This window comes from Nocardiopsis sp. LDBS1602 (assembly GCF_035818715.1).
Taxonomy (GTDB): domain Bacteria; phylum Actinomycetota; class Actinomycetes; order Streptosporangiales; family Streptosporangiaceae; genus Nocardiopsis; species Nocardiopsis alba.
The window spans coordinates 100,945-126,019 of sequence record NZ_JAYLVW010000007.1; the positions used below are offsets into that span (position 1 = coordinate 100,945).

37 protein-coding genes are annotated in these 25,075 nt (G+C 66.8%); 36 read left to right on the forward strand and 1 reads right to left on the reverse strand.

The features are described from left to right. The first annotated feature begins 42 nt into the window (after positions 1 to 42). The 34 genes from fusA (at position 43) to truA (ending at position 21,584) form a co-directional block, all read left to right on the forward strand. Positions 43 to 2,154 (forward strand): elongation factor G, encoded by a 2,112-nt coding sequence (fusA, locus tag U9J66_RS19870; RefSeq protein ID WP_026125249.1) that lies wholly within the window; start codon positions 43 to 45, stop codon positions 2,152 to 2,154. Positions 2,155 to 2,237: 83 nt separating this feature from the next. Further along, positions 2,238 to 3,431, forward strand: a complete 1,194-nt coding sequence (gene tuf, locus U9J66_RS19875) for an elongation factor Tu (RefSeq protein ID WP_014908151.1) — start codon at positions 2,238 to 2,240, stop codon at positions 3,429 to 3,431. 252 nt (positions 3,432 to 3,683) lie between these two features. Then, positions 3,684 to 3,992, forward strand: a complete 309-nt coding sequence (rpsJ, locus tag U9J66_RS19880; RefSeq protein WP_014908366.1) for a 30S ribosomal protein S10 — start codon at positions 3,684 to 3,686, stop codon at positions 3,990 to 3,992. A gap of 12 nt (positions 3,993 to 4,004) precedes the next feature. Beyond that, on the forward strand, positions 4,005 to 4,655 hold the full coding sequence (rplC, locus tag U9J66_RS19885; protein ID WP_014913067.1) for a 50S ribosomal protein L3: 651 nt from the start codon (positions 4,005 to 4,007) through the stop codon (positions 4,653 to 4,655). Between the two features lie 2 nt (positions 4,656 to 4,657). Continuing rightward, positions 4,658 to 5,329 carry a 50S ribosomal protein L4 gene (gene rplD, locus U9J66_RS19890; protein WP_014909317.1) on the forward strand — a complete coding sequence of 224 codons (672 nt, stop codon included), beginning with the start codon at positions 4,658 to 4,660 and terminating at the stop codon, positions 5,327 to 5,329. Then, on the forward strand, positions 5,326 to 5,616 hold the full coding sequence (rplW, locus tag U9J66_RS19895) for a 50S ribosomal protein L23 (protein ID WP_014908213.1): 291 nt from the start codon (positions 5,326 to 5,328) through the stop codon (positions 5,614 to 5,616). The genes rplD and rplW overlap by 4 nt, the downstream gene beginning before the upstream one ends. A gap of 58 nt (positions 5,617 to 5,674) precedes the next feature. Then, on the forward strand, positions 5,675 to 6,514 hold the full coding sequence (rplB, locus tag U9J66_RS19900) for a 50S ribosomal protein L2 (protein ID WP_014913424.1): 840 nt from the start codon (positions 5,675 to 5,677) through the stop codon (positions 6,512 to 6,514). A 12-nt stretch (positions 6,515 to 6,526) separates the two neighbouring features. Next, positions 6,527 to 6,805, forward strand: coding sequence for a 30S ribosomal protein S19 (gene rpsS / locus U9J66_RS19905; RefSeq protein WP_013156115.1), 279 nt, complete (start codon positions 6,527 to 6,529; stop codon positions 6,803 to 6,805). A gap of 75 nt (positions 6,806 to 6,880) precedes the next feature. Further along, positions 6,881 to 7,246: a 50S ribosomal protein L22 gene (rplV, locus tag U9J66_RS19910; RefSeq protein WP_017535889.1), complete on the forward strand. Its 366-nt coding sequence runs from the start codon at positions 6,881 to 6,883 to the stop codon at positions 7,244 to 7,246. Then, a complete protein-coding gene (gene rpsC, locus U9J66_RS19915; RefSeq protein WP_014911893.1) occupies positions 7,246 to 8,037 on the forward strand; it encodes a 30S ribosomal protein S3 in 792 nt (263 codons plus the stop codon). Before rplV ends, rpsC begins: the two co-directional genes overlap by 1 nt. 3 nt (positions 8,038 to 8,040) lie before the next feature. Further along, entirely contained in the window at positions 8,041 to 8,454 is a 414-nt protein-coding gene (gene rplP / locus U9J66_RS19920) for a 50S ribosomal protein L16 (protein ID WP_014912571.1), read from the forward strand. Next, the gene (gene rpmC / locus U9J66_RS19925; protein ID WP_014911102.1) at positions 8,454 to 8,708 is read left to right on the forward strand and encodes a 50S ribosomal protein L29; all 255 of its coding nucleotides are present in this window, start codon (positions 8,454 to 8,456) and stop codon (positions 8,706 to 8,708) included. Before rplP ends, rpmC begins: the two co-directional genes overlap by 1 nt. Next, positions 8,705 to 8,977: a 30S ribosomal protein S17 gene (gene rpsQ, locus U9J66_RS19930; protein WP_014909496.1), complete on the forward strand. Its 273-nt coding sequence runs from the start codon at positions 8,705 to 8,707 to the stop codon at positions 8,975 to 8,977. The genes rpmC and rpsQ overlap by 4 nt, the downstream gene beginning before the upstream one ends. Positions 8,978 to 9,081: 104 nt before the next feature. Further along, positions 9,082 to 9,450 (forward strand): 50S ribosomal protein L14, encoded by a 369-nt coding sequence (gene rplN, locus U9J66_RS19935; protein WP_014911091.1) that lies wholly within the window; start codon positions 9,082 to 9,084, stop codon positions 9,448 to 9,450. 3 nt (positions 9,451 to 9,453) lie between these two features. After that, positions 9,454 to 9,759 carry a 50S ribosomal protein L24 gene (rplX, locus tag U9J66_RS19940; protein WP_014910645.1) on the forward strand — a complete coding sequence of 102 codons (306 nt, stop codon included), beginning with the start codon at positions 9,454 to 9,456 and terminating at the stop codon, positions 9,757 to 9,759. Beyond that, on the forward strand, positions 9,759 to 10,334 hold the full coding sequence (gene rplE, locus U9J66_RS19945) for a 50S ribosomal protein L5 (protein ID WP_041561844.1): 576 nt from the start codon (positions 9,759 to 9,761) through the stop codon (positions 10,332 to 10,334). The genes rplX and rplE overlap by 1 nt, the downstream gene beginning before the upstream one ends. 10 nt (positions 10,335 to 10,344) lie before the next feature. Then, complete coding sequence (locus U9J66_RS19950) at positions 10,345 to 10,530, forward strand: type Z 30S ribosomal protein S14 (protein ID WP_014912578.1); 186 nt, start codon at positions 10,345 to 10,347, stop codon at positions 10,528 to 10,530. A 272-nt stretch (positions 10,531 to 10,802) separates the two neighbouring features. Continuing rightward, positions 10,803 to 11,201, forward strand: coding sequence for a 30S ribosomal protein S8 (gene rpsH, locus U9J66_RS19955; protein WP_014911657.1), 399 nt, complete (start codon positions 10,803 to 10,805; stop codon positions 11,199 to 11,201). 18 nt (positions 11,202 to 11,219) lie between these two features. After that, positions 11,220 to 11,756, forward strand: coding sequence for a 50S ribosomal protein L6 (gene rplF / locus U9J66_RS19960; RefSeq protein ID WP_161111202.1), 537 nt, complete (start codon positions 11,220 to 11,222; stop codon positions 11,754 to 11,756). Between the two features lie 2 nt (positions 11,757 to 11,758). Continuing rightward, on the forward strand, positions 11,759 to 12,139 hold the full coding sequence (gene rplR, locus U9J66_RS19965) for a 50S ribosomal protein L18 (RefSeq protein WP_161111203.1): 381 nt from the start codon (positions 11,759 to 11,761) through the stop codon (positions 12,137 to 12,139). A gap of 46 nt (positions 12,140 to 12,185) precedes the next feature. Continuing rightward, the gene (rpsE, locus tag U9J66_RS19970; RefSeq protein WP_014911996.1) at positions 12,186 to 12,788 is read left to right on the forward strand and encodes a 30S ribosomal protein S5; all 603 of its coding nucleotides are present in this window, start codon (positions 12,186 to 12,188) and stop codon (positions 12,786 to 12,788) included. A gap of 2 nt (positions 12,789 to 12,790) precedes the next feature. Further along, on the forward strand, positions 12,791 to 12,976 hold the full coding sequence (rpmD, locus tag U9J66_RS19975) for a 50S ribosomal protein L30 (RefSeq protein WP_014912857.1): 186 nt from the start codon (positions 12,791 to 12,793) through the stop codon (positions 12,974 to 12,976). Continuing rightward, complete coding sequence (gene rplO, locus U9J66_RS19980; protein ID WP_014908878.1) at positions 12,973 to 13,437, forward strand: 50S ribosomal protein L15; 465 nt, start codon at positions 12,973 to 12,975, stop codon at positions 13,435 to 13,437. Before rpmD ends, rplO begins: the two co-directional genes overlap by 4 nt. A gap of 282 nt (positions 13,438 to 13,719) precedes the next feature. Continuing rightward, positions 13,720 to 15,033 carry a preprotein translocase subunit SecY gene (gene secY, locus U9J66_RS19985; RefSeq protein ID WP_014910267.1) on the forward strand — a complete coding sequence of 438 codons (1,314 nt, stop codon included), beginning with the start codon at positions 13,720 to 13,722 and terminating at the stop codon, positions 15,031 to 15,033. After that, on the forward strand, positions 15,034 to 15,693 hold the full coding sequence (locus U9J66_RS19990) for an adenylate kinase (protein ID WP_014911080.1): 660 nt from the start codon (positions 15,034 to 15,036) through the stop codon (positions 15,691 to 15,693). After that, the gene (gene map, locus U9J66_RS19995; RefSeq protein ID WP_017535883.1) at positions 15,693 to 16,517 is read left to right on the forward strand and encodes a type I methionyl aminopeptidase; all 825 of its coding nucleotides are present in this window, start codon (positions 15,693 to 15,695) and stop codon (positions 16,515 to 16,517) included. The genes U9J66_RS19990 and map overlap by 1 nt, the downstream gene beginning before the upstream one ends. 87 nt (positions 16,518 to 16,604) lie before the next feature. Then, positions 16,605 to 17,072, forward strand: a complete 468-nt coding sequence (locus tag U9J66_RS20000; RefSeq protein ID WP_014912703.1) for a DUF1707 SHOCT-like domain-containing protein — start codon at positions 16,605 to 16,607, stop codon at positions 17,070 to 17,072. Between the two features lie 311 nt (positions 17,073 to 17,383). Further along, entirely contained in the window at positions 17,384 to 17,605 is a 222-nt protein-coding gene (gene infA, locus U9J66_RS20005) for a translation initiation factor IF-1 (protein WP_013156135.1), read from the forward strand. Positions 17,606 to 17,658: 53 nt separating this feature from the next. Beyond that, positions 17,659 to 17,772 (forward strand): 50S ribosomal protein L36, encoded by a 114-nt coding sequence (gene rpmJ, locus U9J66_RS20010; RefSeq protein WP_013156136.1) that lies wholly within the window; start codon positions 17,659 to 17,661, stop codon positions 17,770 to 17,772. 219 nt (positions 17,773 to 17,991) lie between these two features. Next, positions 17,992 to 18,372, forward strand: coding sequence for a 30S ribosomal protein S13 (gene rpsM / locus U9J66_RS20015; RefSeq protein ID WP_026125248.1), 381 nt, complete (start codon positions 17,992 to 17,994; stop codon positions 18,370 to 18,372). A 69-nt stretch (positions 18,373 to 18,441) separates the two neighbouring features. Continuing rightward, positions 18,442 to 18,846 (forward strand): 30S ribosomal protein S11, encoded by a 405-nt coding sequence (gene rpsK, locus U9J66_RS20020; RefSeq protein WP_013156138.1) that lies wholly within the window; start codon positions 18,442 to 18,444, stop codon positions 18,844 to 18,846. 180 nt (positions 18,847 to 19,026) lie between these two features. Then, positions 19,027 to 20,049: a DNA-directed RNA polymerase subunit alpha gene (locus U9J66_RS20025; RefSeq protein WP_014908435.1), complete on the forward strand. Its 1,023-nt coding sequence runs from the start codon at positions 19,027 to 19,029 to the stop codon at positions 20,047 to 20,049. A gap of 66 nt (positions 20,050 to 20,115) precedes the next feature. Next, positions 20,116 to 20,586 (forward strand): 50S ribosomal protein L17, encoded by a 471-nt coding sequence (rplQ, locus tag U9J66_RS20030; RefSeq protein ID WP_014909900.1) that lies wholly within the window; start codon positions 20,116 to 20,118, stop codon positions 20,584 to 20,586. Positions 20,587 to 20,693: 107 nt separating this feature from the next. Continuing rightward, entirely contained in the window at positions 20,694 to 21,584 is an 891-nt protein-coding gene (truA, locus tag U9J66_RS20035) for a tRNA pseudouridine(38-40) synthase TruA (protein ID WP_326338362.1), read from the forward strand. Positions 21,585 to 21,695: 111 nt separating this feature from the next. Here truA and U9J66_RS20040 read toward each other — a convergent pair whose 3' ends face one another. After that, entirely contained in the window at positions 21,696 to 22,703 is a 1,008-nt protein-coding gene (locus U9J66_RS20040; protein ID WP_085994760.1) for a hypothetical protein, read from the reverse strand. 1,279 nt (positions 22,704 to 23,982) lie between these two features. Here U9J66_RS20040 and rplM point away from each other — a divergent pair. Next, positions 23,983 to 24,432: a 50S ribosomal protein L13 gene (gene rplM, locus U9J66_RS20045; protein WP_026125246.1), complete on the forward strand. Its 450-nt coding sequence runs from the start codon at positions 23,983 to 23,985 to the stop codon at positions 24,430 to 24,432. A gap of 37 nt (positions 24,433 to 24,469) precedes the next feature. Then, positions 24,470 to 24,979: a 30S ribosomal protein S9 gene (gene rpsI, locus U9J66_RS20050; RefSeq protein ID WP_014910127.1), complete on the forward strand. Its 510-nt coding sequence runs from the start codon at positions 24,470 to 24,472 to the stop codon at positions 24,977 to 24,979. Positions 24,980 to 25,075: the final 96 nt, after the last annotated feature.

Here is a 25,075-nt window from a genome sequence, read left to right on the forward strand (position 1 = left end):
GGCGAATCGATTCCTTGAGACGACCTAGGGAAGACGAGCCTCATGGCTAAGACTTTGCTTGACCTGGCCAAAGTCCGCAATATCGGCATCATGGCCCACATCGACGCGGGCAAGACCACGACGACCGAGCGGATCCTCTACTACACCGGTGTGAACCACAAGCTCGGCGAGACGCACGACGGCGCCTCGACGATGGACTGGATGAAGGAGGAGCAGGAGCGGGGTATCACCATTACCTCGGCTGCTACCACCACGCACTGGGACGATCACACGATCAACATCATCGACACGCCCGGCCACGTCGACTTCACCATCGAGGTCGAGCGTTCGCTGCGTGTTCTCGATGGCGCGGTCGCCGTCTTCGACGCCAAGGAAGGCGTCGAGCCGCAGTCGGAGCAGGTCTGGCGTCAGGCCGACCGCTACAACGTTCCCCGTATCTGCTTCGTCAACAAGATGGACAAGATCGGGGCCGATTTCCAGCGTTGTGTCGACATGTTCCGTGAGCGCCTCGGCGCGAACGCCATGCCGATCCAGCTGAACATCGGTGCGGAGAGCGACTTCAAGGGCGTCATCGACCTCGTGAAGATGAAGGCCTACGTCTGGAACGACGAGGCCGCCCTCGGCGAGATGTACGACACCGTCGAGATCCCCGAGAGCCACGCCGACGTCGCCCGCGAGGCCCGCGACTCGTTCATCGAGACGCTGGCCGACGGTGACGACGAGATCATGGAGCTCTACCTCGAGGGCACGGAGCCCACCGAGGACCAGCTCGTGGCCGCGATCCGTCGCGCCACGATCGCCGGCACCGCGATCCCCGTGGTCTGCGGCACCGCCTTCAAGAACAAGGGCGTCCAGCCCTTGCTCGACGCGGTCACCGCCTACCTCCCCTCGCCCCTGGACGTCGAGGCCGTCGAAGGCCACGACCCCAAGGACGAGACCGAGGAGACCAAGCTCGAGCGCAAGCCGAGCGTCGACGAGCCGATGTCCGCCCTGGTCTTCAAGATCATGAGCGACCCGCACCTGGGCAAGCTGACCTACGTGCGCATCTACTCCGGCGTCATCAGCAGCGGTACCCAGGTTCTCAACAGCCTGAAGGGCCGCAAGGAGCGCATCGGCAAGATCTACCGCATGCACTCCAACAAGCGTGAGGAGATCGCCGAGGCCGGCGCCGGTGACATCGTCGCCGTCATGGGTCTGAAGGACACCACGACCGGTGAGACGCTGTGCGACCAGTCGTCCCCGATCGTCCTGGAGTCCATGACCTTCCCGGCTCCGGTCATCGAGGTGGCCATCGAGCCCAAGACCAAGAGCGACCAGGAGAAGCTGGGCATCGCGATCCAGCGTCTGGCCGACGAGGACCCCTCCTTCCAGGTGGCCTCGGACGAGCAGACCGGTCAGACCGTGATCTCGGGCATGGGCGAGCTGCACCTCGAGGTGCTGGTCAACCGCATGCGCGACGAGTTCAAGGTCGAGGCGAACATCGGTAAGCCCCAGGTGGCCTACCGCGAGACCATTCGCAAGAAGGTCGAAGGCCACGTCTACACCCACAAGAAGCAGACGGGTGGTTCGGGTCAGTTCGCCAAGGTCAAGATCGACCTTGAGCCGCTGGAGACCGAAGAGGGCGTCGCCTCGGGTTACGAGTTCGTCAACGCCGTCACCGGTGGCCGCATCCCGCGTGAGTACATCCCGTCGGTCGATGCCGGTTGCCAGGACGCCGCCGAGCTGGGTGTGCTCGCGCACTACCCGCTGGTCGGCATCAAGGTGACGCTCCAGGACGGCCAGTACCACGAGGTCGACTCCTCGGAGATGGCGTTCAAGACCGCCGGTTCGATGGCCTTCAAGGAGGCCGTCCGGCTGGCGAAGCCGACTCTTCTCGAGCCGGTCATGGCCGTCGAGGTCACCACGCCCGAGGAGTACATGGGCGACGTCGTGGGCGACCTGAACTCCCGCCGTGGACAGATCCAGTCCATGGACGAGCGTTCCGGCGTCCGGATCGTCAGGGCCCTGGTGCCCCTCTCGGAAATGTTCGGCTACGTGGGTGACCTGCGCAGCCGTACGCAGGGTCGAGCCAACTACTCGATGGTGTTCGACTCCTACGCGGAGGTTCCGTCCGCTGTCGCCCAAGAAATTGTGGCGAAGGTTCGCGGCGAGTAGTCGCGAATTCGTAACCCGGCTGTTCCCCGTACCCGCGGGGTTGGACCACAGTCAGATAGATCTGTACGTCTAGGAGACTTCCAGTGGCGAAGGAAAAGTTCGAGCGGACCAAGCCGCACGTCAACATCGGCACCATCGGTCACATTGACCACGGCAAGACCACGCTGACCGCCGCGATCAGCAAGGTGCTGCACGACGCGTTCCCCGACCTGAACCCGTTCACCCCGTTCGAGGACATCGACAACGCTCCCGAGGAGCGCGAGCGCGGCGTCACGATCTCGGTCTCGCACATCGAGTACCAGACCGAGGCGCGTCACTACGCCCACGTCGACTGCCCCGGTCACGCCGACTACGTGAAGAACATGATCACGGGTGCGGCGCAGATGGACGGCGCCATCCTGGTCGTGGCCGCCACCGACGGCCCGATGCCGCAGACCAAGGAGCACGTGCTCCTGGCCCGCCAGGTCGGCGTGCCCTACATCGTGGTGGCCCTGAACAAGGCCGACATGGTGGACGACGAGGAGATCTTCGAGCTCGTCGAGCTCGAGGTGCGTGAGCTCCTCAGCGAGTACGAGTTCCCCGGTGACGACATCCCCGTCACCAAGGTCTCCGCGCTCAAGGCCCTCGAGGGCGACGCCGAGTGGGGCAAGACCGTCCTGGAGCTCATGGGCACCGTGGACCAGTACATCCCCGAGCCCGAGCGTGACACCGACAAGCCGTTCCTGATGCCGATCGAGGACGTCTTCTCGATCACCGGTCGCGGCACCGTCGTCACCGGTCGTATCGAGCGCGGTATCGTCAACGTGAACGAGACCGTCGACATCGTCGGCATCAAGGAAGAGAAGCAGTCCACCACCGTCACCGGTGTTGAGATGTTCCGCAAGCTTCTCGACCAGGGCCAGGCCGGTGACAACGTCGGTCTGCTCCTGCGCGGCATCAAGCGCGAGGACGTCGAGCGCGGCCAGGTCGTCATCAAGCCCGGCACCACCACGCCGCACACCGAGTTCGAGGGCCAGGTCGTCATCCTGTCCAAGGACGAGGGTGGCCGCCACACGCCGTTCTTCAACAACTACCGCCCGCAGTTCTACTTCCGCACCACCGACGTCACCGGCGTCGTGACGCTGCCGGAGGGCACCGAGATGGTCATGCCCGGTGACAACACCGCGATGACCGTCCAGCTCATCCAGCCGGTCGCCATGGAAGAGGGCCTCAAGTTCGCCATCCGTGAGGGTGGCCGGACCGTGGGCGCGGGTCGCGTCACCAAGATCCTCAAGTAGTACGAACGTCGGGGCGGCCCCTGTCGGAGCCGCCCCGACGTGGTGGGTGGGCCGCCCTCTGCGGCCCACCCGCCCCACTGACAAGACGTCATCGGGCTCTGTGACGGTGACGCACCGCAGGGGCAAGCCCTGTTGCGGTTTCTCAAGGGAATAGAGGCTCAAGGCCGAAGCGGCGGACTCCGCCGGGCCTGGGTTTCTGTGACCGGGACTGCTCACCGTTACGGACACTGAAGCGAAGGACGAACAGGCCACATGGCGGGACAAAAGATCCGCATTCGGCTAAAGGCCTATGACCACGAGGTCATCGACAGCTCGGCGAAGAAGATCGTCGAGACCGTGACGCGAACTGGCGCACAGGTCGCGGGCCCGGTGCCGCTGCCGACGGAGAAGAACGTTTACTGCGTCATCCGATCGCCGCACAAGTACAAGGACTCGCGCGAGCACTTCGAGATGCGCACCCACAAGCGGCTGATCGACATCATCGACCCCACGCCGAAGACGGTCGACTCGCTCATGCGACTCGACCTCCCGGCCGGCGTTGACATCGAGATCAAGCTTTAAGGACGCACAGACATGGCCACCAAGCAGATCAAGGGAGTTCTGGGCGAAAAGCTCGGCATGACCCAGGTCTTCGACGACACGGGCAAGATCGTGCCCGTGACCGTCCTGAAGGCCGGTCCGTGCGTCGTGAGCCGCATCCGGACCCCTGACACCGATGGCTACTCCGCCATCCAGCTCGGCTACGGGCAGATCAACCCGCGCAAGGTGAACAAGCCCCTGGGCGACTACCTGCGCGCCAACGACCTGACCCCGCGCCGTCACTACGTCGAGGTCCGCACCTCCGACGCCTCCGAGTACACGCTCGGCCAGGAGGTCGACGCCGCCTCGTTCGAGATCGGCCAGAAGGTCGACGTCACGGGCAAGAGCAAGGGCAAGGGCTTCGCGGGTGTGATGAAGCGTCACGGTTTCCGTGGCCTCTCCGCCTCGCACGGTGCCCACCGTGTCCACCGCTCGCCCGGTTCCATCGGCGGCTGCGCCACGCCCGGCCGCGTTTTCAAGGGCATGAGGATGGCCGGTCGCATGGGCAACGTGCGCAAGACCATCCAGAACCTGACCGTTCACTCCGTGGACGCGGAGAAGGGCCTCATCCTGGTCAAGGGTGCTGTGCCCGGTCCCAACGGCGGTCTGGTGCTCGTCCGCACCGCTGTGAAGGGGGACAAGTAGTCATGGCCCAGATCGAGGTCAAGAACCCCGAGGGCGGCTCCAAGGGCAGCGTCGAGCTCCCCGAGAGCGTCTTCGCCCAGCAGGTCAGCATCCCGCTGATCCACCAGGTCGTGAACGGCCAGCTGGCCGCCGCCCGGCAGGGTACCCACGCCACCAAGACCCGCGGCGAGGTCCGCGGTGGTGGTAAGAAGCCCTACCGCCAGAAGGGCACCGGCCGCGCCCGTCAGGGTTCGATCCGCGCCCCGCAGTACACCGGCGGTGGCACGGTCCACGGGCCCCAGCCCCGCGACTACTCCCAGCGGACCCCGAAGAAGATGAAGGCCGCCGCCCTGCGTGGCGCCCTCTCCGACCGGGCCGCCCACGGTCGCATCCACGTCATCAGCCACTTCGTGGCCGAGGACGCGGACAGCAAGCTCACGCAGACCGCTCTGAAGTCGCTGCGTCAGGTCACCGAGTCCGACAAGGTCCTCGTCGTCCTGGCCCGCGAGGACGAGCACAACCGGCGCGCCCTGCGCAACCTCGAAGAGGTGCACATCCTCGACGCGGACCAGGTGAACACCTACGACGTCCTCTACTCGGACGACGTGGTCTTCACCGAGGCGGGTTACGCCGAGTTCCTGGCCCACGCGGCCGGTGCCTCGAAGGCCGCCGAGTCCGAGGAGGACGACCAGTGAGGATCGCCGACCACCGGGACATCATCGTCGAGCCGGTGATCTCCGAGAAGAGCTACGGGCTCATGGACGAGAACAAGTACACGTTCATCGTTCGCCCGGACGCCAACAAGACCCAGATCAAGATCGCGATCGAGAAGATCTTCGACGTGAAGGTCACGAGCGTGAACACGATCAACCGGAAGGGCAAGCGCAAGCGGACCCGTTTCGGTTTCGGGAAGCGTCCCGACACGAAGCGCGCGATCGTCGGCCTCGCCGAGGGCGACCGCATCGACATCTTCGGTCGGTGACCTTTCTCGGGTCTGACCGCTACACACCAAGCAACACGTAAAGGAATGCGCGAAGAAGATGGGCATTCGTAAGTACAAGCCGACGACGCCGGGTCGTCGCGGCTCCAGCGTGAGCGACTTCGTCGAGATCACGCGCTCGGAGCCGGAGAAGTCCCTCGTTCGTCCGCTCCACTCCAAGGGCGGTCGTAACGGCCACGGCCGGATCACCGCCCGTCACCAGGGCGGCGGTCACAAGCGGGCCTACCGCGTGATCGACTTCCGTCGTCACGACAAGGACGGCGTGCCGGCCAAGGTCGCTCACATCGAGTACGACCCGAACCGCACCGCTCGTATCGCTCTGCTCCACTACGTGGACGGTGAGAAGCGCTACATCCTGGCGCCCGCCGGCCTCAAGCAGGGCGACACGGTCGAGAACGGCCCCCAGTCGGACATCAAGCCGGGCAACTGCCTCCCGCTGCGCAACATCCCCACGGGTACGTTCGTGCACGCGGTCGAGCTGAAGCCGGGCGGCGGTGCCAAGCTGGGCCGTTCCGCGGGATCCCAGATCCAGCTTCTGGCCAAGGAAGGCCGCTACGCCACGCTGCGTATGCCCTCCGGCGAGATGCGCATGGTCGAGATCTCCTGCCGCGCCACGGTCGGACAGGTCGGCAACGCCGAGCAGTCCAACATCAACTGGGGCAAGGCCGGCCGCTCCCGCTGGAAGGGCAAGCGTCCGACCGTCCGCGGTGTGGTCATGAACCCGGTCGACCACCCGCACGGTGGTGGTGAGGGCAAGACCTCCGGTGGTCGTCACCCGGTCAGCCCCTGGGGCAAGAAGGAAGGCCGGACCCGGGCCAAGAACAAGGCCAGCGACAAGCTGATCGTGCGGCGTCGGCGTAGCGGTAAGAAGAAGCGGTAAGGAGCACGTCTGATGCCACGTAGCCTTAAGAAGGGTCCCTTCGTCGACGACCACCTCATCAAGAAGGTGGAGTCGCAGAACGAGAAGGGGACCAAGAACGTCATCAAGACGTGGTCCCGGCGGTCCATGATCGTCCCGGAGATGATCGGTCACACGATCGCCGTCCACGACGGCCGCAAGCACGTTCCGGTGTTCGTGTCGGAGTCGATGGTCGGCCACAAGCTCGGTGAGTTCGCTCCCACGCGTACTTTCCGTAGCCACGTCAAGGAAGACCGCCGTAGCCGCCGTTAGCGGTTGCAGCAGTTGTAAGAACAATTTTCTCCACGGTGAGTGGGGAAGAAATTTTCCGTGAGCGAGGGAAAAGCGATGGGAACGAGGGCACAGGCGCGGTTCGTCCGCGTTACGCCCCGCAAGGCTCGCCGGGTGGCGGACCTTATTCGCGGGTTGCCCGCTGACGAGGCACAGGCGGTGCTCCGGTTCGCTCCCCAGTCGGCGAGTGAGCCTGTTGGCAAGGTGCTGGCTAGCGCCATCGCCAACGCTGAGCACAACGACAAGCTGGACCGCGAGACCCTGGTGGTCGAGCGCGTGTGGGTGGACGAGGGTCCGACCCTGAAGCGCATTCGCCCCCGAGGCTTCGGCCGGGCTTTCCGGGTCACCAAGCGCACGAGCCACATCACCGTGGTCGTCGCGGACTCGGTCGCCTCGTCCAAGACGAAGGAAAGGACCCGATAGTGGGGCAGAAGGTTAACCCGCACGGGTTCCGCCTCGGCATCACCACCGACTTCAAGAGCCGTTGGTACGCCGACAAGTCCTACAAGGACTACGTCAAGGAAGACGTCGCGATCCGTCGGATGCTGACCCGTGGCATGGAGCGCGCGGGCATCTCCAAGGTCGAGATCGAGCGCACCCGTGACCGTGTCCGCGTGGACGTCTACACCGCCCGGCCGGGCATCGTCATCGGCCGCCGCGGCGTGGAGGCCGACCGGATCCGTACGGACCTGGAGAAGCTGACCGGCAAGCAGGTGCAGCTGAACGTCTTCGAGGTCAAGAACCCCGAGGTCGACGCTCAGCTCGTCGCCCAGGGCGTCGCCGAGCAGCTGAGCAGCCGCGTGGCCTTCCGCCGCGCGATGCGCAAGGCCATGCAGAGCGCGATGAAGAGCGGTGCCAAGGGCATCCGTATCCAGTGCGGTGGTCGTCTGGGTGGGGCCGAGATGTCCCGCTCGGAGTTCTACCGCGAGGGTCGCGTCCCGCTGCACACGCTGCGCGCCGACATCGACTACGGCTTCTTCGAGGCCCGTACGACGTTCGGTCGCATCGGCGTCAAGGTGTGGATCTACAAGGGCGACGCCCCCGCGACCCGCGCCGAGCGTGAGGCCGCCCAGGCCGCGCAGCGCACCGCCGGTGGCGGTCAGCGCCGCGAGCGCCCGCAGCGTCGTCGTCGTGGCGGCGCCGGTGGCGGTCAGCAGAACACCGAGGCCAAGGCCGGAGCTCCGGCCGAGGCCGCGAAGACCGAGGGGAGCTGACCCGTGCTTATTCCTCGTAAGGTCAAGTACCGCAAGCAGCACCACCCGGACCTGCGCGGCAAGGCCAAGGGCGGCACGTCGGTGACGTTCGGTGAGTTCGGCATCCAGGCTCTGGAGTCGGCTTACGTCACGAACCGGCAGATCGAGTCCGCTCGTATCGCCATGACGCGTCACATCAAGCGTGGCGGCAAGGTGTGGATCAACATCTTCCCGGACCGTCCGCTGACGAAGAAGCCCGCCGAGGTCCGTATGGGTTCCGGTAAGGGTTCGCCCGAGTGGTGGGTCGCGCCGGTCAAGCCCGGTCGCGTGATGTTCGAGCTGTCGGGCGTGCCCGAGGCCGTGGCCAAGGAGGCCATGCGCCGTGCGATGCACAAGCTCCCGATGAAGTGCAAGTTTGTTAAGCGGGAGGGGGAGTGATGGCCAAGTCCGTGACTGCCCACGAGCTGCGCGACCAGTCCGTCGAGGACCTGGTCACGAAGCTCAAGGAAGCCAAGGAAGAGCTTTTCAACCTCCGCTTCCAGGCCGCCACCGGCCAGCTCGACAACCACAGCCGTCTTCGGACGGTCAAGCGCGAGATCGCGCGGATCTACACGGTCATGCGCGAGCACGAGCTGGGCATCGTCCCGCTGTCTGGTGAGTCGGCTGAGAAGACGAAGGAAGCAGCCGAATGAGTGAGAACCAGACCGCGACCCGCAACTACCGCAAGGTGCGCGAGGGCTACGTCGTCAGCGACAAGATGGACAAGACCGTCGTTGTCGAGGTCGAGGACCGAGTCAAGCACGCCCTGTACGGCAAGGTCATCCGTCGGACGACCAAGTACAAGGCGCACGACGAGGCGAACTCCTGTGGCGTCGGTGACCGGGTCCGCATGATGGAGACCCGGCCGCTCTCCGCGACGAAGCGTTGGCGCGTCGTGGAGATCCTGGAGAAGGCTAAGTAACCCCGGCCTGTCGGCGGCCGACCCCCCGGGTCGGCCGCCGACGCGAGGGGTGAGACCACCTAGCCGTGCGGCAGTGGACCGCACGCATCACATCAGGAGCAGACGTGATTCAGCAGGAGTCGCGACTCAAGGTCGCCGACAACACGGGTGCCAAGGAGATCCTTACCATCCGTGTTCTCGGTGGCTCGGGTCGGCGCTACGCCGGGATCGGTGACACCATCGTCGCCACGGTGAAGGACGCCCTGCCTGGCGCTGGAGTCAAGAAGGGCGACGTCGTCAAGGCCGTTATCGTGCGCACTGTCAAGGAGCGCCGCCGGCCCGACGGCTCCTACATCCGCTTCGATGAGAACGCTGCCGTGCTCATCAAGGACGGTGGGGACCCGCGAGGCACTCGCATCTTCGGCCCGGTCGGCCGTGAGCTGCGTGACAAGAAGTACATGCGCATCATTTCGCTGGCGCCGGAGGTGCTCTAAGCGATGAAGATCAAATCTGGCGACGAGGTCATCGTTCTCGCCGGCAAGGACAAGGGTGCCACCGGCAAGGTCGTCAAGGCCCTGCCGAAGGAAGACCGTGTCATCGTCGAGGGCGTCAACCTGGTCAAGAAGCACAGGAAGGCCAATCCGGCCGGCGGCCAGCAGGGTGAGGTCGTCACGAAGGAGGCCCCGATCCACGTGAGCAACGTTGCGCTCGCGGAGGACGGCAAGCCCACCCGGGTCGGCTATCGCTTCGAGGAGGACGGAACCAAGGTTCGCGTCTCCCGCCGCACCGGTAAGGACATCTGATGACGGTTACCAACGACATCACCGCCCCTCCGATGCCGCGGCTCAAGGAGAAGTACCGCAACGAGATCGCTGCGGGCCTCAAGGACGAGTTCGGCATCGGCAACGTCATGCAGATCCCCGGTCTGACGAAGATCGTGGTCAACATGGGCGTTGGTGAGGCCGCGCGTGACGCGAAGCTGATCCAGGGCGCGATCGCCGACCTCTCGGCGATCACCGGCCAGAAGCCGAAGATCAACCGGGCCAAGAACTCCATCGCGCAGTTCAAGCTGCGCGAGGGTCAGCCGATCGGCGCCAGCGTCACGCTGCGCGGCGACCGGATGTGGGAGTTCCTCGACCGGCTGCTCTCGCTGGCCCTGCCCCGGATCCGGGACTTCCGAGGCCTTTCCCCGAAGCAGTTCGACGGGAACGGGAACTACACCTTCGGTCTGACCGAGCAGGTCATGTTCCACGAGGTGGACCCGGACAAGGTCGACCGCCAGCGTGGGATGGACATCACCGTCGTCACCACCGCTACGACCGACGACCAGGGCCGCAGCCTGCTCAAGCGGCTCGGTTTCCCGTTCAAGGAAGCCTGAGGGGTTAACGATGGCTAAGAAGTCCCTGATCGCGAAGGCGAACCGGAAGCCGAAGTTCGGCGTCCGGGCGTATACTCGATGCTCGCGGTGCGGACGCCCGCGCGCGGTCTTCCGGAAGTTCGGCCTGTGCCGTATCTGCTTCCGCGAGATGGCGCACCGGGGCGAGCTGCCCGGCATCACCAAGTCGAGCTGGTAGTTTCCGGCGGGGCCGATCGAACGCTTCAGCGTGGTCGGCCCCCCGCCGGACCACCCTCCCGGTGGCTCGACGTTCGACCCGCCACCGTCTCTCGTAGGCGGTGACGGGGAGGCAACATCCATTCACCAGGGCACGGCAGTCCCGAAGAGGGACCGCGGTGCCCACGACCACGCCGAAGGTCCGTTTGTGCACTCCGTGGGGGAGACCCCGCGAGAGGCAGGCTCTGGGAAGGCCCGCACTCGGAAACCGCGGTGAGGAAGGGCCAGTCGGCCATGACGATGACCGACCCGATCGCAGACATGTTGACACGTCTGCGCAACGCGAATTCGGCTTACCACGACACCGTGACGATGCCGTATTCCAAGATCAAGGCGCACATCGCCGAGGTTCTCCAGCAGGAGGGCTTCATTCAGGGGTGGCGGACCGAGGAGGCCCAGGTGGGCCAGAGCCTCGTCCTGGAGCTGAAGTACGGCCCCACCCGTGAGCGCTCCATCGCCGGCATTCGCCGGGTTTCCAAGCCCGGTCTGCGGGTGTACGCGAAGAAGGAGAACCTGCCTCGCGTGCTGGGTGGCCTTGGCGTGGCCATCATTTCGACGTCCGGCGGCCTGATGACTGACAAGCAGGCCAAGAAGCGTGGCGTGGGCGGCGAAGTCCTCGCTTACGTCTGGTAATAGGGAGAGACGAAAAGCATGTCGCGCATCGGTCGACTGCCGCTCTCGGTCCCCAAGGGCGTCGAGGTCACGATTAACGGGCAAGACGTCACTGTCAAGGGGCCGAAGGGCGAACTGAAGCACACGATCGCCGAGCCGATCACCGCCTCCATGGAGGACGGTGTCGTCACGGTCGCTCGTCCCGACGACAAGCCGGAGAACCGGTCTCTGCACGGTCTCACCCGTGCGCTGATCTCCAACCTCGTCGAGGGTGTCTCCAAGGGCTACTCCAAGACGCTGGAGATCCACGGTGTGGGTTACCGCGTCCAGGCCCGCGGCTCCAACCTGGAGTTCTCGCTGGGCTACAGCCACCCGGTCGTGATCGAGCCCCCGCAGGGCATCACCTTCCGGGTCGAGAAGCCGACGATCCTCCACGTCGAGGGCATCGACAAGCAGCTGGTGGGACAGGTCGCCGCGAACATTCGCAGCCTGCGCAAGCCTGACCCGTACAAGGCCAAGGGCGTGCGGTACAAGGGTGAGCACATCCGCCGCAAGGCCGGAAAGGCTGGTAAGTAGGCATGGGCATCTCTGTGAGCCGCAAGCGCGCCGCGAAGGCGACCATCGCTCGCAAGCGCCGTCAGTTCCGCGTGCGCAAGAAGGTCGTGGGCACCGCCGAGCGTCCCCGCCTGGCCGTCTTCCGCTCCTCCAAGCACATCGTCGCTCAGGTGATCGACGACACCAAGGGTCACACCCTGGTGGCGGCCTCCAGTGTCGAGGCCGACGTGCGTGGCGCCGAGGGCACCAAGACGGACAAGTCCCTCAAGGTCGGCGAGCTCGTCGCGCAGCGCGCGAAGGACGCCGGTATCACCCAGGTCGTCTTCGACCGCGGTGGTAACCGCTACGCCGGTCGTATCGCCAAGCTCGCCGACGCGGCGCGCGAAGGCGGGCTGGAGTTCTAATGACCGCTGTACTGGCCGAGAACAATCACGAGAAGAGGAACCACTGATGGCTGCAGCACCGCGGCGCGGCGCCGGTGGCGAGCGGCGTGATCGCCGTGACGATCGCCGCGGCGGCGCCGCAGACAAGGGTGTCTCCTACATCGAGAAGGTCGTGACCATCAACCGGGTCGCGAAGGTCGTCAAGGGCGGCCGTCGCTTCTCCTTCACCGCCCTGGTCGTCGTCGGCGACGGCAACGGCATGGTCGGTGTCGGTTACGGCAAGGCCAAGGAGGTCCCGGCCGCGATCGCCAAGGGTGTCGAGGAGGCGAAGAAGAACTTCTTCCGCGTCCCCCGCATCCAGGGCACGATCACGCACCAGGTCCAGGGCGAGGAGGCCGCGGGTGTCGTCCTGCTGCGTCCGGCCGCCCCGGGTACCGGTGTGATCGCCGGCGGTCCGGTCCGCGCCGTCCTGGAGTGCGCCGGTATCCACGACGTCCTGAGCAAGTCGCTCGGTTCGTCCAACCCGCTGAACATCGTGCACGCCACGGTGGCCGCTCTGAAGGGCCTCAACCAGCCCGAGGAGATCGCCGCCCGCCGTGGACTGCCGATCGAGGACGTCGCCCCGGCCGCCATGCTGCGCGCTCGCGCTGAGGCGAAGGCAGGAGCCTGATCATGGCCAAGATCAAGATCACGCAGACCCGCTCCAAGATCGGCGGCAAGGAGAAGCAGCACGCTGCCCTCCAGTCGCTGGGTCTTGGCCGCATCGGCAAGTCCACCGTCCGTGAGGACCGTCCCGAGGTTCGTGGGCAGATCACGATCGTCTCGCACCTCGTCACCGTCGAGGAGGTCGCAGAATGAGCGACTACAGCCCCGACGAGCCGCTCAAGCTCCACCACCTGCGTCCCGCCCCGGGTGCCAACAAGGCCAAGATCCGCAAGGGTCGTGGCGAGGCGTCCAAGGGTAAGACCGCCGGTCGCGGTACCAAGGGCACCAAGGCTCGTAACACCGTTCGTCCCGGTTTCGAGGGTGGGCAGATGCCCCTCATCCGCCGGGTTCCGAAGCTGAAGGGCTTCAGCAACGCCCGGTTCAAGACGACCTACCAGGTCGTCAACCTGGACCGGCTGAGCGAGCTCTACCCCGAGGGTGGCGAGGTCACCGTCGAGGACCTGGTCGCCAAGGGCGCGGTTCGCAAGAACCAGCTCGTCAAGGTGCTGGGCACCGGTGAGATCACCGTCGCCGTGCAGGTGAGCGCCAACGCGTTCTCCGCCTCGGCGAAGGAGAAGATCGCCGCCGCCGGTGGCTCCGTCACCGAGCTGTAGGGTCACTCCCTACGATGCGTTCTGGGGCGCTCGACGGCCATGATCCGACAGGATCGGCCGTCGGGCGCCCTTCTCACGTTGCGAATGTCGATCGTTATGCCTCACGGCACCTGCTGTTGGGTGATGGCTGTTACAGTGCCATCTGTTTAAGCTCCCCGCTTGACGTAATGTGATTACTTCCGAGCACCGGGCGACATGCCCGTTGCTGACGTTCTACGACGATTCAGGATCGGCCGCGATGTCTGGAACCCGTTCCGCCGCCGAAGCCGCGCAGGAGGAGACGTGCTAGGTGCGTTCGTTCGTGCATTCCGCACGCCCGACCTGCGCAATAAGCTGCTGTTCACACTGTTCATCCTGACGATCTTCCGTCTGGGGTCGGTGATCCCGGCACCGGGCATCGACTCGGCGGCGATCAGGGAACAGATGGAGACGATCACCGCCGCGGACCAGTCCGGGGTCTACGCCCTGGTCAACCTGTTCAGTGGTGGCGCGCTTCTGCAACTGGCGGTCTTCGCGCTCGGGGTCATGCCGTACATCACCGCGAGCATCATCATCAACCTGCTGACGGTGGTCATTCCCCGGCTGGAGTCCCTCAAGAAGGAGGGCCAGGCCGGGCAGAGCAAGATCACCCAGTACACCCGCTATCTCACCCTGATGCTGGCGGTGCTCCAGGCGACGAGCATCGTGGCCATGGCCCGCACCGGCGCGCTGTTCCAGAACGCCATCCCGGTCTCGTCCTACATGCCCAACCAGGACATCCTCACCCTGGTGACCATCGTCTTCACGATGACGGCCGGTACCGCGATCATCATGTGGATGGGCGAGCTCATCACCGAGCGCGGCGTGGGCAACGGTATGTCGCTGCTCATCTTCACGCAGGTCATCGCGGTCTTCCCGTCCGCGATCATGGGCCTGTACGAGGAGCGTTCGGTCTGGATCTTCACCATCATCTGCATGGCCGGTCTGGCCCTGATCACGGCCGTGGTCTTCATGGAGCAGGCCCAGCGCCGTATCCCGGTGCAGTACGCCAAGCGGATGGTCGGTCGTCGGATGTACGGCGGCAGCTCGACCTACATCCCGCTGAAGGTCAACCAGGCGGGCATCATCCCCGTGATCTTCGCCTCCTCCCTGCTGTACCTTCCGCAGCTCATCGTCGGTCTCCTGGGACAGGACTCCACCCACCCGGTGGCGCAGTTCTTCCAGACCTACTTCCTCACGGGCACTCACCCCGTCTACATGGCGGCCTTCTTCGTCATGATCGTCGGGTTCGCGTTCTTCTATGTGGCGATTACCTTCAACCCCACTGAGGTCGCCGACAACATGAAGAAGTACGGTGGATTCATCCCGGGTATCCGACCAGGGCGTCCGACCGCCGAGTACCTCGACTACGTGTTGACTCGGTTGACGACACCCGGCTCTCTGTACCTGGGTGTGATCGCTCTCCTGCCGATGGTCGCCCTCGGCGCCACCGGTGCCGACATGAACTTCCCCTTCGGTGGGACGAGCATCCTGATCATGGTCGGTGTCGGGCTGGACACGGTGAAGCAGATCGAGAGTCACCTCCAGCAGAGGAACTACGAAGGTTTTCTTCGATAAATGCGCGCAGTATTGGTGGGGCCGCCTGGGGCCGGCAAAGGCACCCAGGCCCAGATCCTCGCGGAAGAGCTGACGATCCCGAAGGTGTCCACGGGGGACATCTTCCGGGCCAACGTCAGCGGTGGTACCGAACTCGGCAAGAAGGCCAAGGAGTTCATGGACCGCGGTGACCTCGTGCCCGACGAGGTCACGAACGCCATGGTCAAGGACCGCTTGGCCCAGGAGGACACGGCGGGGGGCTTCCTGCTCGACGGGTTCCCCCGCAACGTCCCCCAGGCGGAGACGCTCAAAGGGATGCTCGCCGACCTCGGCACGTCCCTGGACGTGGTCCTGGAACTGAAGGTCGACGAGGAAGAGGTCGTCAAGCGCCTCTCGGGTCGTCGTTCCTGCCCCGAGTGCGGTCGGGTGTACCACGTCGAGTACGACGCCCCGAAGGTCGAGGGCGAGTGCGACAACGAGGGCGCCGAGCTGTACCAGCGTGAGGACGACCGTGAGGAGACCATTCGGCACCGCCTGAAGGTCTACCGCGAGCAGACCGCGCCGCTGGTCGAGTTCTATGAGGCCGAGGGTCTGCTGGCCACCATCTCCGCCACGGGCCCCGTGGCCGAGGTGACGGCCCGCGCCAAGGCCGCCATCGACGAGAAGCGGTCGGCCGTCTGATGTTCGGTAAGGCGGATCCGGACGTGCAGATCAAGACGCCGGAACAGATCGCCGAGATGAGGGCGGCGGGTCGTGTGGTGGCCCGCGCCCTGGACACCCTGCGGGCCGCCGTGCGGCCCGGAGTGTCCACCCTGGAACTGGACTCGATCGCCGAGAAGGTGATCCGGGACGCCGGAGCCGTGCCGTCCTTCAAGGGCTACCACGGCTTTCCCGGCTCGATCTGCGCCTCGGTCAACGAAGAGGTCGTGCACGGGATCCCCGCCGCCGACCGTGTCCTGGCCGACGGCGACATCATCTCCATCGATTGCGGTGCCGTCCTGAACGGTTGGCACGGCGACTCCGCGGTCACCATCGCGGTGGGCGAGGCCCGTTCCGAGGACCTCGCGATGATGGAGGTGTGCGAGGAGTCCATGTGGCGGGGGATCGCGCAGATGCGACCCGGGGGACGCCTGGGCGACATCGGTCACGCGATCGACGGCCACATCACCTCCAACGGCGGTTACGGCAACGTACGCGAGTACGGTGGCCACGGCATCGGTACCCAGATGCACATGGATCCGCACGTGCTCAACCACGGCAAGCGGGGCAAGGGCCTGAAGCTGGTCGAGGGCATGTGCCTGGCGATCGAGCCGATGACCACGCTCGGCCGGCACGACGTGGTGGAGCTCGACGACGGCTGGACCGTGGTGACCCGTGACGGTCGCCGCGCCGCCCACTTCGAGCACACCGTCGCGATCACCGCGGACGGGCCGATGGTACTGACCGCTCGCGAATCCGACCGCGATAAAATCGCGCGGATGGGCTTCGTCCAGCCGACCTGGTGACGGCGGGCCCACCCCCCGCACCGCCGGTGTCCGACCGGCGGCGGTGGGGGTGGCGACCACTCACGGGTGTAAGGCGAGGTGCGCGCAGTGTCCGACCCGGTGCCGTCCATAGGAACGTCCGATTCCGAGCGTGACCGAGTGGCGGGGCTGCTCCAGGAGTACTTCGCCCAGGGGCGTCTGGACCATGAGGAGTTCACCGAACGCCTCGGTCGTGCCTACAAGTCCAAGACCGCGGAGGAGCTGGCGAGGGTCACCTCGGACCTGCCCGAACGCGATCCGGTCGACGTGGGCAGGGCGCCCCGGGCCGAACCGGGCGTGGTGGTCCATCCGCTGCGTCTGCGCGACCCCGCCCTGATGGTGCCGTGGTGGCTTTACGGCGGGGTCAACATCCTCTGCTTCTCCATCTGGCTCATCCTCTACTTCACCACCGATTTCACCTATCCGTGGTTCCTGTGGGTGCTGGGTCCGTGGGGCGTGTTGATGGTCGCGGTGACCTTCGGGGTCCTGGCGGCCCAGCGCGATCCCCACGCCGAGGAACAGGGGGAGGGACGCTGACGCTCCCTCTCCGCCGGGGTTTCCGTCGGCGGGAGTCGACGGTGTAGGGTTCTCTGCCACCTGTGGTCGGGAGCACTTGCCGGAAGGGGATAGACTGACACTGCCCATACGCGGGCTGTTGGGTCAGTCTGCCTTCTTTGTGCCACGTCTTCCCATCGACGTAAGGCCTGCAGATGGCCTGAACTTCCAGTGTGTCCTGGCGTCGGTGACACGCCTGTCGTGGTCGCCGGGGCCGTCGCGTCATGCGAGGGGCCACTCAGGTCGCGTCGGGTTGTCCTGATCAACCAATCGATGAGCGAGGCGTGGAGGACATGGCAAAGAAAGACGGCGCCATCGAGATCGAGGGCTCCGTTGTCGAGTCCCTACCCAACGCTATGTTCAAGGTAGAGCTCGACAACGGGCACCAGGTTCTTGCCCACATCAGCGGCAAGATGCGGATGAACTACATCCGTATTCTTCCCGACGACCGTGTCGTCGTGGAGCTGAGCCCGTACGACCTCACGCGCGGGCGCATCGTTTACCGCTACAAGTAGCCTGTCGGGGCCATCAGGCCCGAGACTGGTGATGTGATGAGTTCGGAGTCACCATGAAGGTCAAGCCGAGCGTGAAGAAGATCTGCGCGAAGTGCCGCGTGATCCGCCGTAACGGTCGGATCATGGTCATTTGCTCGGACCCGCGGCACAAGCAGCGCCAGGGCTGACAGCCCCGGCCGGCAGGCCGCGACTTCCGCGTCGCGATAGACCCGGAGCGGGGAGATGTTCCCCGACCGGGCGTATGAAACAACGAAAACCTGTTCCGATCTCCCGCCCGTAGGTGGTGGGGGAGAACCCCCGGTCGGAGGCCGGGGCCTCGTCGATTGGGCGGCGAGAGGATGGAACGGGTCAGACCTCCGCGAATGCATGGATGGAGTCTCGCCCACATGGCACGTATTGCCGGCGTAGACCTCCCTCGCGACAAGCGAGTGGAGATCGCTCTCACGTACGTCTTCGGGGTCGGCCGCACCCGCGCCGTCGAAACCCTGAAGAACACCGGTGTCGACGGGAACACCCGCGTCCACCAGCTGTCCGAAGAGGACCTGGTCAAGCTGCGCGAGTGGATCGACGCCAACTACCAGGTCGAGGGTGACCTGCGACGCGAGGTCCAGGCCGACATCCGTCGCAAGATGGAGATCGGCAGCTACCAGGGCATCCGGCACCGCCGTGGTCTCCCGGTGCGTGGCCAGCGCACGCAGACCAACGCCCGTACCCGCAAGGGCAAGAAGAAGACCGTGGCCGGCAAGAAGAAGGCCGGCAAGAAGTAGTCCGCCTCGGACCTGTCAACCGCGTCCGAGATGACACATACGGACCGATGATCTCTGGGAGTTTCACTCATGCCGCCTAAGGGCCGTCAGGGTGCCGCGCGCAAGGTGCGCCGCAAGGAAAAGAAGAACATTGTCCACGGGCACGCTCACATCAAGAGCACGTTCAACAACACGATCGTGAGCATCACCGACCCGACCGGTGCGGTGATCTCGTGGGCCAGCTCGGGTCAGGTCGGCTTCAAGGGGTCGCGTAAGTCCACCCCCTACGCCGCTCAGATGGCCGCCGAGGCCGCTGCCCGTCGTGCCCAGGAGCACGGTGTCCGCAAGGTCGACGTCTTCGTGAAGGGCCCGGGCTCGGGCCGCGAGACCGCCATCCGTTCGCTTCAGGCGACCGGCCTCGAGGTGGGCTCCATTCAGGACGTCACCCCGGTTCCGCACAACGGCTGCCGCCCGCCGAAGCGCCGCCGCGTCTGATTCGGCACCGGCGCCCGCGACTCCTACCGCACGGGCGCCTCGTGGTGCGGCTCGTCCTTGAACCCGAGGGTTCTCGGACGAGCCGGGTAGGAATCCGAGTAGGGGACGCCGCCGTTCGGGCGGCGTCCATCCGGTGGCCGTCAAATAGCGGGCGGCCATGTGGAAGGGAAGACACGGACCATGTTGATCGCACAGCGTCCCACGTTGACCGAGGAGACGATCTCCGAGTGGCGCTCGAAGTTCGTCATCGAGCCGCTGGAGCCGGGTTTCGGCTACACGATCGGTAACTCGCTTCGTCGTACCCTGCTGTCCTCCATCCCCGGCGCGGCTGTCACGAGCATCCGCATCGAGGGCGTCGAGCACGAGTTCACCACCGTGCCCGGTGTCAAGGAGGACGTCACGGAGATGATCCTCAACCTCAAGGGCCTGGTCGTCAGCTCCGAGCACGACGAGCCGGTTCTGATGTACCTGCGCAAGCAGGGCCCCGGTGTGGTGACCGCCGCGGACATCGCTCCGCCGGCCGGTGTCGAGGTGCACAACCCCGACCTGCACATCGCCACGCTCAACGGCAAGGGCAAGCTGGAGATGGAGCTGACGGTCGAGCGCGGCCGCGGTTACGTCTCCGCGACGCAGAACAAGCAGCAGGGCCAGGAGATCGGTCGTATCCCGATCGACTCCATCTACTCGCCCGTGCTGCGTGTGACCTACAAGGTCGAGGCGACCCGTGTCGAGCAGCGCACCGACTTCGACCGCCTGATCGTCGACATCGAGACCAAGCCGGCCATCCGTCCCCGTGACGCCGTGGCCAGCGCGGGCAAGACCCTGGTCGAGCTGTTCGGTCTGGCGCGCGAGCTCAACGTCGACGCCGAGGGCATCGACATGGGTCCGTCGCCGACGGACGCCGCCCTGGCGGCCGACCTGGCGCTGCCGATCGAGGACCTCAACCTCACGGTCCGTTCGTACAACTGCCTCAAGCGTGAGGGCATCCACAGCGTTGGTGAGCTGGTCGCACGCTCCGAGCAGGACCTTCTGGACATCCGGAACTTCGGTGCCAAGTCCATCGATGAGGTCAAGCAGAAGCTCATCGACATGGGCCTGTCCCTGAAGGACTCCCCTCCCGGGTTCGACCCCGGCACCGCCGCCGACTCCTTCGGCTCCGAGGACGACGAGGGCGAGTCCTTCGTCGAGACGGAGCAGTACTAGACCTTCGTCGCCCAATGGTCCCCGGCCGAGTGCGGCCGCGGATCGCATCACTAGGAGAACGACACCATGCCCACGCCTACCAAGGGCGCCCGTCTGGGTTCCGGGCCCGCGCACGAGCGGCACATCCTGGCGAACCTCGCCACCTCGCTGTTCCAGCACGGCCGTATCCGCACCACGGAGGCCAAGGCCAAGCGCCTGCGTCCGTACGCCGAGAAGCTCATCACCCTCGGCAAGCGCGGTGACCTGCACGCCCGTCGTCAGGTGCTGACCAAGATCACGGACAAGTCCGTCGTGCACGAGCTCTTCACCGAGATCGGCCCGCGCTACGAGAACCGTCCCGGTGGTTACACCCGTATCACCAAGATCGGTCCGCGTAAGGGCGACAACGCCCCGATGGCCGTCATCGAGCTGGTCGAGGCCCTGCGCGCCCCGGCCGCCCCGGCCGAGAAGCCCGCCGAGGAGGCCACCGAGGCTCCGGCCGAGGAGGCCGCCGCCACGGAGACCGCCGAGTCCGCCGAGGCCACCGAGAGCAAGTAGGTCGTAGGGTCCCGACGGATCCGCACGACGCTCTGGAGTGCCCGACCCTTGCGGGGGTCGGGCACTTTCGCATGTCACGATCCTGCCGGGACACGAACGGGGTGGGGATGGAAGAGAACGAGACGACCGCGGCGGGGACGACCGCCGACGGGCCGGGGACGGGCGAGGAGACCGTCCGGCTGCGGCTGGACATCTCCTACGACGGGACCGACTTCTCCGGGTGGGCGACCCAGCCGACCCGGCGCACCGTCCAGGGGGAACTGGAGTCGGCGCTGGCGAAGGTGCTGCGCCTGCCCGAGGCCTCGGTCACCTGCGCCGGGCGTACGGACGCGGGCGTGCACGCCCGAGGGCAGGTCGCCCAGCTCGACGTACCGGCGCGGACCTGGGCCGAGGAGGGGGAGCGGGTACTGCGGCGTCTGGCCGGGGTGCTCCCCAAGGACGTGAGGGTGAGCGGCGTACGTCTCGCCCCGCCGGGTTTCGACGCCCGCTTCTCGCCGCTGTTCCGCCGCTACGTCTACCGGGTGAGCGACGCCCCTTACGGGGTGGAGCCCCTGAGGCGTCGGGACGTGCTCTGGCACCGTCGCCCCTTGGACGTCGACCGGATGAACGAGGCCGCCGCCCGACTGGTGGGGGAACACGACTTCGCGGCCTTCTGTAAGAAGCGGGAGGGGGCGACCACCATCCGCGAACTGCTCCGGTTGGAGTGGAGGCGCGAGGAGGAACACCTCCTGGCCGGGACGATCCAGGCGGACGCCTTCTGCCACAACATGGTCCGCGCGCTCGTGGGAGCCCTTCTGGCGGTCGGGGACGGCCGGCACGGGGTGGAGTGGCCGGCGACCGTCCTGGGGGCCGGTGTGCGCGATTCGTCGGTGCACGTGGTCGGGCCCCAGGGGCTGAGCCTGGAAGAGGTCCGCTACCCCGACGACGCCGAGTTGGCGGCGCGCGCCACGCTCACGCGTCGGGTGCGGGAGCTGCCCTGCCCCGGCGACCGTCCCTGAGGGCGGGGCCGCCGACAGGCGACCCTCCCGGGGCACCGGGCGGAGAGGAACGGCTCCGTCGCCGCCCACGAGTACGTGGGGCGGCGACGGAGCCGTTTCGTGTTCTTTCGATCAGGCGCGGTCGTCGGCCAGGCTCTCGTAGGCCGTCTCGACGAAGCCCTCGCCGATGTCGCGGAGCTCGGTGGCCTCGCTCTCCTCCTCGCCGCTGCCGTCGCTGTTGGCGGCCAGGGAGAAGACCAGGTAGCGGCCCCACTGGCCGCTGCTCCCGTGGCCTCCGGAGTAGCCCAGCCGCTCGGCCGGGCTGCCCTCCTCGCCGGGCAGGCCCGCGAACCACTCGGCGGCGATGAGGTCCTGGGCGTTCATGGCCTCCTCCGCCTCGTCGGCGCGGGGCATGGCCGCGATCCCCACGGTGACCGCGTGGTTCTGGTCCTCGCTCAGGTAGGAGGCCCGGATCAGCTGACGGCAGTCGTTCTCGGTGAGCGCCTGTCCGTAGTCGCCGTGGGTACCGGTCGCGCAGTCGTCGGTGTCCTCGACGGCGACACGGGAGAACGTGCCCTGACCGTCGACCTCCACCTCTTCGGGGAAGAGCGCCTCGACGTCCAGGGCACCCGGGTCGTCGGCCTCGTCCGAGACGTTCACCGCGTCGCCGGAGCCTCCGGAGCCCAGACCACCGCTGGCGATCAGGAAGACGCCACCGCCGACGAGGAGCAGCAGCACGGCGAAGCCCGAGCCCAGGAGGATGTTGCGCTTGCGCTTGTCCCGGGGCGCGCCGCGGTCGTCGTCGTAGTAATCGTCATAGTCGTCGTAGTCCCGCATGCTCTGGACGTCGAACTGCGCGGTGTCGGCGCCGTCGTCCTCGGGGACCTCGTCGCGGTACAGGGGACGGGCCGAGGCCTTCGGGCCCGTCGGCGCGGCGGGGACGGCGTTGAGGTTCTGGGTCGCCCCCATCGCGTCGGGAGGGAAGACCGGCTGCTCGGCCGCGGGCTCGGGCGGCCCCTGGGGCGGACGCGGCACACCGGCGGGAGCGCCCGGAGGGGGAGTGGGGGCCCCGGGGGGCGGCCCCTGCGGGTGGGCGCCCGGCTGCCCTGGGCCCATGGCGGGGTGGCCGCCGGTGGGCATGTTCGGGGGCCCCTGAGGGGGCCGGGGCGGTCCGCCGTTCGGCGGCGTCGGGGCGCCCGGGGGGAAGGGGTGGCCGGCGCCGGGGCCCTGAGGGGCGTGCGGCGGAACGTTCGGCCCGCTCGGAGTGACATGTCCCATGCCGGGGTGGCCGCCGGTGGGTGCGTTCGGCGGCCCCTGAGGAGGACCCTGGCGAGGGCCTGCGGGCGGCGGGCCCTGGGGTGCCGGCGGGCGAGGCGCCTGCGGGGCCTGGGGGCCGCTCTGCGCGCCCTGGGGAGCCCCGGGCGCATGCGGAGGCATCGATGGCGGCCGGGGGGCGTTCTGGGGCGGTCTGGGGGCTCCGGGCGGCGGCCCGCCGCCCGGCCCGTGCGGCGTCTGGGGTCCGGACGGGATCCCCGGACCGCTCTGCGGAGGCCGAGGAACGTTCGGCGGGACGGGCGGGGCCTGGGGGCCGCTGGGCGCCCCGGGCGGGAGCTGTGGACCGCCGCTCTGTGGGGCCTGGGGGCCGCTCGGGCCGGCGGGGGCCGGATAGCCCTGCGGGGGGCGGGGCGGGGTCGGCGCGTCGTGCGGTCCACGCGGTGCGGATGTGGAAGGCTGGCCCTCAGAAGGGGAGCCCGGCCCTCCGAGCAGATCCCGGCCATCTCCCTCCGGGGGAAGGGGATATCCGTCGGGACCGTACTGAGGCGGGTTCGGATGAGTACTGATGGGAGTCTCCGAAGGCTCTGAGGGTGGGACTGGACCACGGCGCCGTGACCCGCGCGGGCGCGTTCGTGTCGATTCGGTGGGGTTGGGCGACCGTGACGGGCGTCTCCATGGGTCACGTCATCGCCCGTCGTACCGGGCGGAGACCGGACTTTCGGAGCAAGGGTAGCCAACCCGCGGTCGAGAGCAGGACGAAGCACTCCCGACGACAGGCATAATAAAAGGCGGAGAGGTCACGGATGTGAACCCGTCCCGGCGCTTTCCCGCCCTGACGATGATCCCGCCTTCCGGCCAGACGCTCGCTTTGACCTGCGCTATGGTTGGTCGGTAGGATATTTCGTCGTTGTGCGTTGAGTTGCCGTGGGCCCCAAACTCCCGAAGTTGGGTGCCGATCCACGCACCATCGTCTGCGCACTCACGACCGGGTCGTCCTGATTGGACATGGGACATCCGGCCAATGTAACGGATCCGCAACCGTCGAATCCGTTTCCGGCCCCGCACCCATTGGGGTGTTCCGTAATACGAGTCCACCATCCCGTTCGGGATGGGGCAGCCGACTGAAGAGCGAAGGCGAACGATCGTGCGCACATACAGCCCCAAACCAAGCGATGTCCAGCGTCAGTGGCACGTTGTCGACGCTACCGATCTCGTGCTCGGGCGTATGGCGAGCCAGGTCGCCACGCTGCTTCGGGGCAAGCACAAGCCCTACTACGCGCCCCACGTCGACACCGGCGACTTCGTCATCATCGTGAACGCCGAGAAGGTCGCGCTGACCGGCAACAAGCTCGAGCAGAAGCGCGCCTACCGCCACTCCGGCTACCCGGGTGGTCTGCGCTCCGTCGCCTACGCCGACCTGCTGGAGAAGAACCCCGAGCGGGCCATCGAGAAGGCCATCAAGGGCATGCTGCCCAAGGGCACCCTGGGCCGCCAGATGGCCAAGAAGCTCAAGGTCTACGCCGGCCCGGAGCACCCGCACCAGGCCCAGCAGCCGGTCCCGTTCGAAATCACCAAGATCGCGCAGCCCGCGTAGGCGTTCGCAGACTTTCACAGGAAGCACGAGGTTAACCGTGGTCGAGCCCACCGGCATCGAAGACGTCGCCCAGGACTACGCCGAGAACCCGGAGGAGTTCCCCTCCGAGTACACCAGCGAGTCGGACGAGCAGACCGCCGCTTACGTCCCCACCGCCTCCGGCCCCAGCGCCGGCACCGGTCGTCGTAAGCAGGCCGTCGCCCGCGTCCGCATCGCTCCCGGCACCGGCGAGTGGAAGGTCAACGGCAAGCCGCTGGAGACCTACTTCCCGGACAAGGTCCACCAGCAGACCATCAAGGACCCCTTCGTCTCCCTCGGGTTCGACGGCGCCTACGACGTCTTCGCCCGTCTGGACGGCGGCGGCACCAGCGGCCAGGCCGGCGCCCTGCGTCACGGCATCGCCCGTGCCCTGGCCTCGCTGGACCCCGAGAACAACCGCCCGACCCTGAAGAAGGCCGGTTTCCTCACCCGTGACGACCGTGAGGTCGAGCGGAAGAAGGCCGGTCTCAAGAAGGCGCGCAAGGCTCCTCAGTTCTCCAAGCGTTGATGCTCATGCGCCGGCACCCGCTCGGCTGAGCTCTCACCCGTACGTCGTCCCGCACAGGGACGGCGTACGGGTGTTTTCGTTTGTCCGGTGGCGTTC

Coding starts and splice junctions, on each gene's coding strand:
- map (WP_017535883.1), top strand. CDS start 15,693: ATGTTCGGTAAGGCGGATCCGGACGTGCAGATCAAGACGCCGGAACAG.
- U9J66_RS20040 (WP_085994760.1), bottom strand. CDS start 22,703: ATGCCCACCGGCGGCCACCCCGCCATGGGCCCAGGGCAGCCGGGCGCC.
- rpmD (WP_014912857.1), top strand. CDS start 12,791: ATGGCCAAGATCAAGATCACGCAGACCCGCTCCAAGATCGGCGGCAAG.
- truA (WP_326338362.1), top strand. CDS start 20,694: ATGGAAGAGAACGAGACGACCGCGGCGGGGACGACCGCCGACGGGCCG.
- rpsH (WP_014911657.1), top strand. CDS start 10,803: ATGACGATGACCGACCCGATCGCAGACATGTTGACACGTCTGCGCAAC.
- rpsS (WP_013156115.1), top strand. CDS start 6,527: ATGCCACGTAGCCTTAAGAAGGGTCCCTTCGTCGACGACCACCTCATC.
- rplO (WP_014908878.1), top strand. CDS start 12,973: ATGAGCGACTACAGCCCCGACGAGCCGCTCAAGCTCCACCACCTGCGT.
- rpsK (WP_013156138.1), top strand. CDS start 18,442: ATGCCGCCTAAGGGCCGTCAGGGTGCCGCGCGCAAGGTGCGCCGCAAG.
- rpsQ (WP_014909496.1), top strand. CDS start 8,705: ATGAGTGAGAACCAGACCGCGACCCGCAACTACCGCAAGGTGCGCGAG.
- rpmJ (WP_013156136.1), top strand. CDS start 17,659: ATGAAGGTCAAGCCGAGCGTGAAGAAGATCTGCGCGAAGTGCCGCGTG.
- rplR (WP_161111203.1), top strand. CDS start 11,759: ATGGGCATCTCTGTGAGCCGCAAGCGCGCCGCGAAGGCGACCATCGCT.
- rpsJ (WP_014908366.1), top strand. CDS start 3,684: ATGGCGGGACAAAAGATCCGCATTCGGCTAAAGGCCTATGACCACGAG.
- rplX (WP_014910645.1), top strand. CDS start 9,454: ATGAAGATCAAATCTGGCGACGAGGTCATCGTTCTCGCCGGCAAGGAC.
- rpsE (WP_014911996.1), top strand. CDS start 12,186: ATGGCTGCAGCACCGCGGCGCGGCGCCGGTGGCGAGCGGCGTGATCGC.
- U9J66_RS20025 (WP_014908435.1), top strand. CDS start 19,027: ATGTTGATCGCACAGCGTCCCACGTTGACCGAGGAGACGATCTCCGAG.
- rpsM (WP_026125248.1), top strand. CDS start 17,992: ATGGCACGTATTGCCGGCGTAGACCTCCCTCGCGACAAGCGAGTGGAG.
- U9J66_RS19990 (WP_014911080.1), top strand. CDS start 15,034: ATGCGCGCAGTATTGGTGGGGCCGCCTGGGGCCGGCAAAGGCACCCAG.
- rplC (WP_014913067.1), top strand. CDS start 4,005: ATGGCCACCAAGCAGATCAAGGGAGTTCTGGGCGAAAAGCTCGGCATG.
- rplE (WP_041561844.1), top strand. CDS start 9,759: ATGACGGTTACCAACGACATCACCGCCCCTCCGATGCCGCGGCTCAAG.
- rplB (WP_014913424.1), top strand. CDS start 5,675: ATGGGCATTCGTAAGTACAAGCCGACGACGCCGGGTCGTCGCGGCTCC.
- rplQ (WP_014909900.1), top strand. CDS start 20,116: ATGCCCACGCCTACCAAGGGCGCCCGTCTGGGTTCCGGGCCCGCGCAC.
- rplF (WP_161111202.1), top strand. CDS start 11,220: ATGTCGCGCATCGGTCGACTGCCGCTCTCGGTCCCCAAGGGCGTCGAG.
- U9J66_RS19950 (WP_014912578.1), top strand. CDS start 10,345: ATGGCTAAGAAGTCCCTGATCGCGAAGGCGAACCGGAAGCCGAAGTTC.
- rplD (WP_014909317.1), top strand. CDS start 4,658: ATGGCCCAGATCGAGGTCAAGAACCCCGAGGGCGGCTCCAAGGGCAGC.
- rpmC (WP_014911102.1), top strand. CDS start 8,454: ATGGCCAAGTCCGTGACTGCCCACGAGCTGCGCGACCAGTCCGTCGAG.
- rplV (WP_017535889.1), top strand. CDS start 6,881: ATGGGAACGAGGGCACAGGCGCGGTTCGTCCGCGTTACGCCCCGCAAG.
- fusA (WP_026125249.1), top strand. CDS start 43: ATGGCTAAGACTTTGCTTGACCTGGCCAAAGTCCGCAATATCGGCATC.
- infA (WP_013156135.1), top strand. CDS start 17,384: ATGGCAAAGAAAGACGGCGCCATCGAGATCGAGGGCTCCGTTGTCGAG.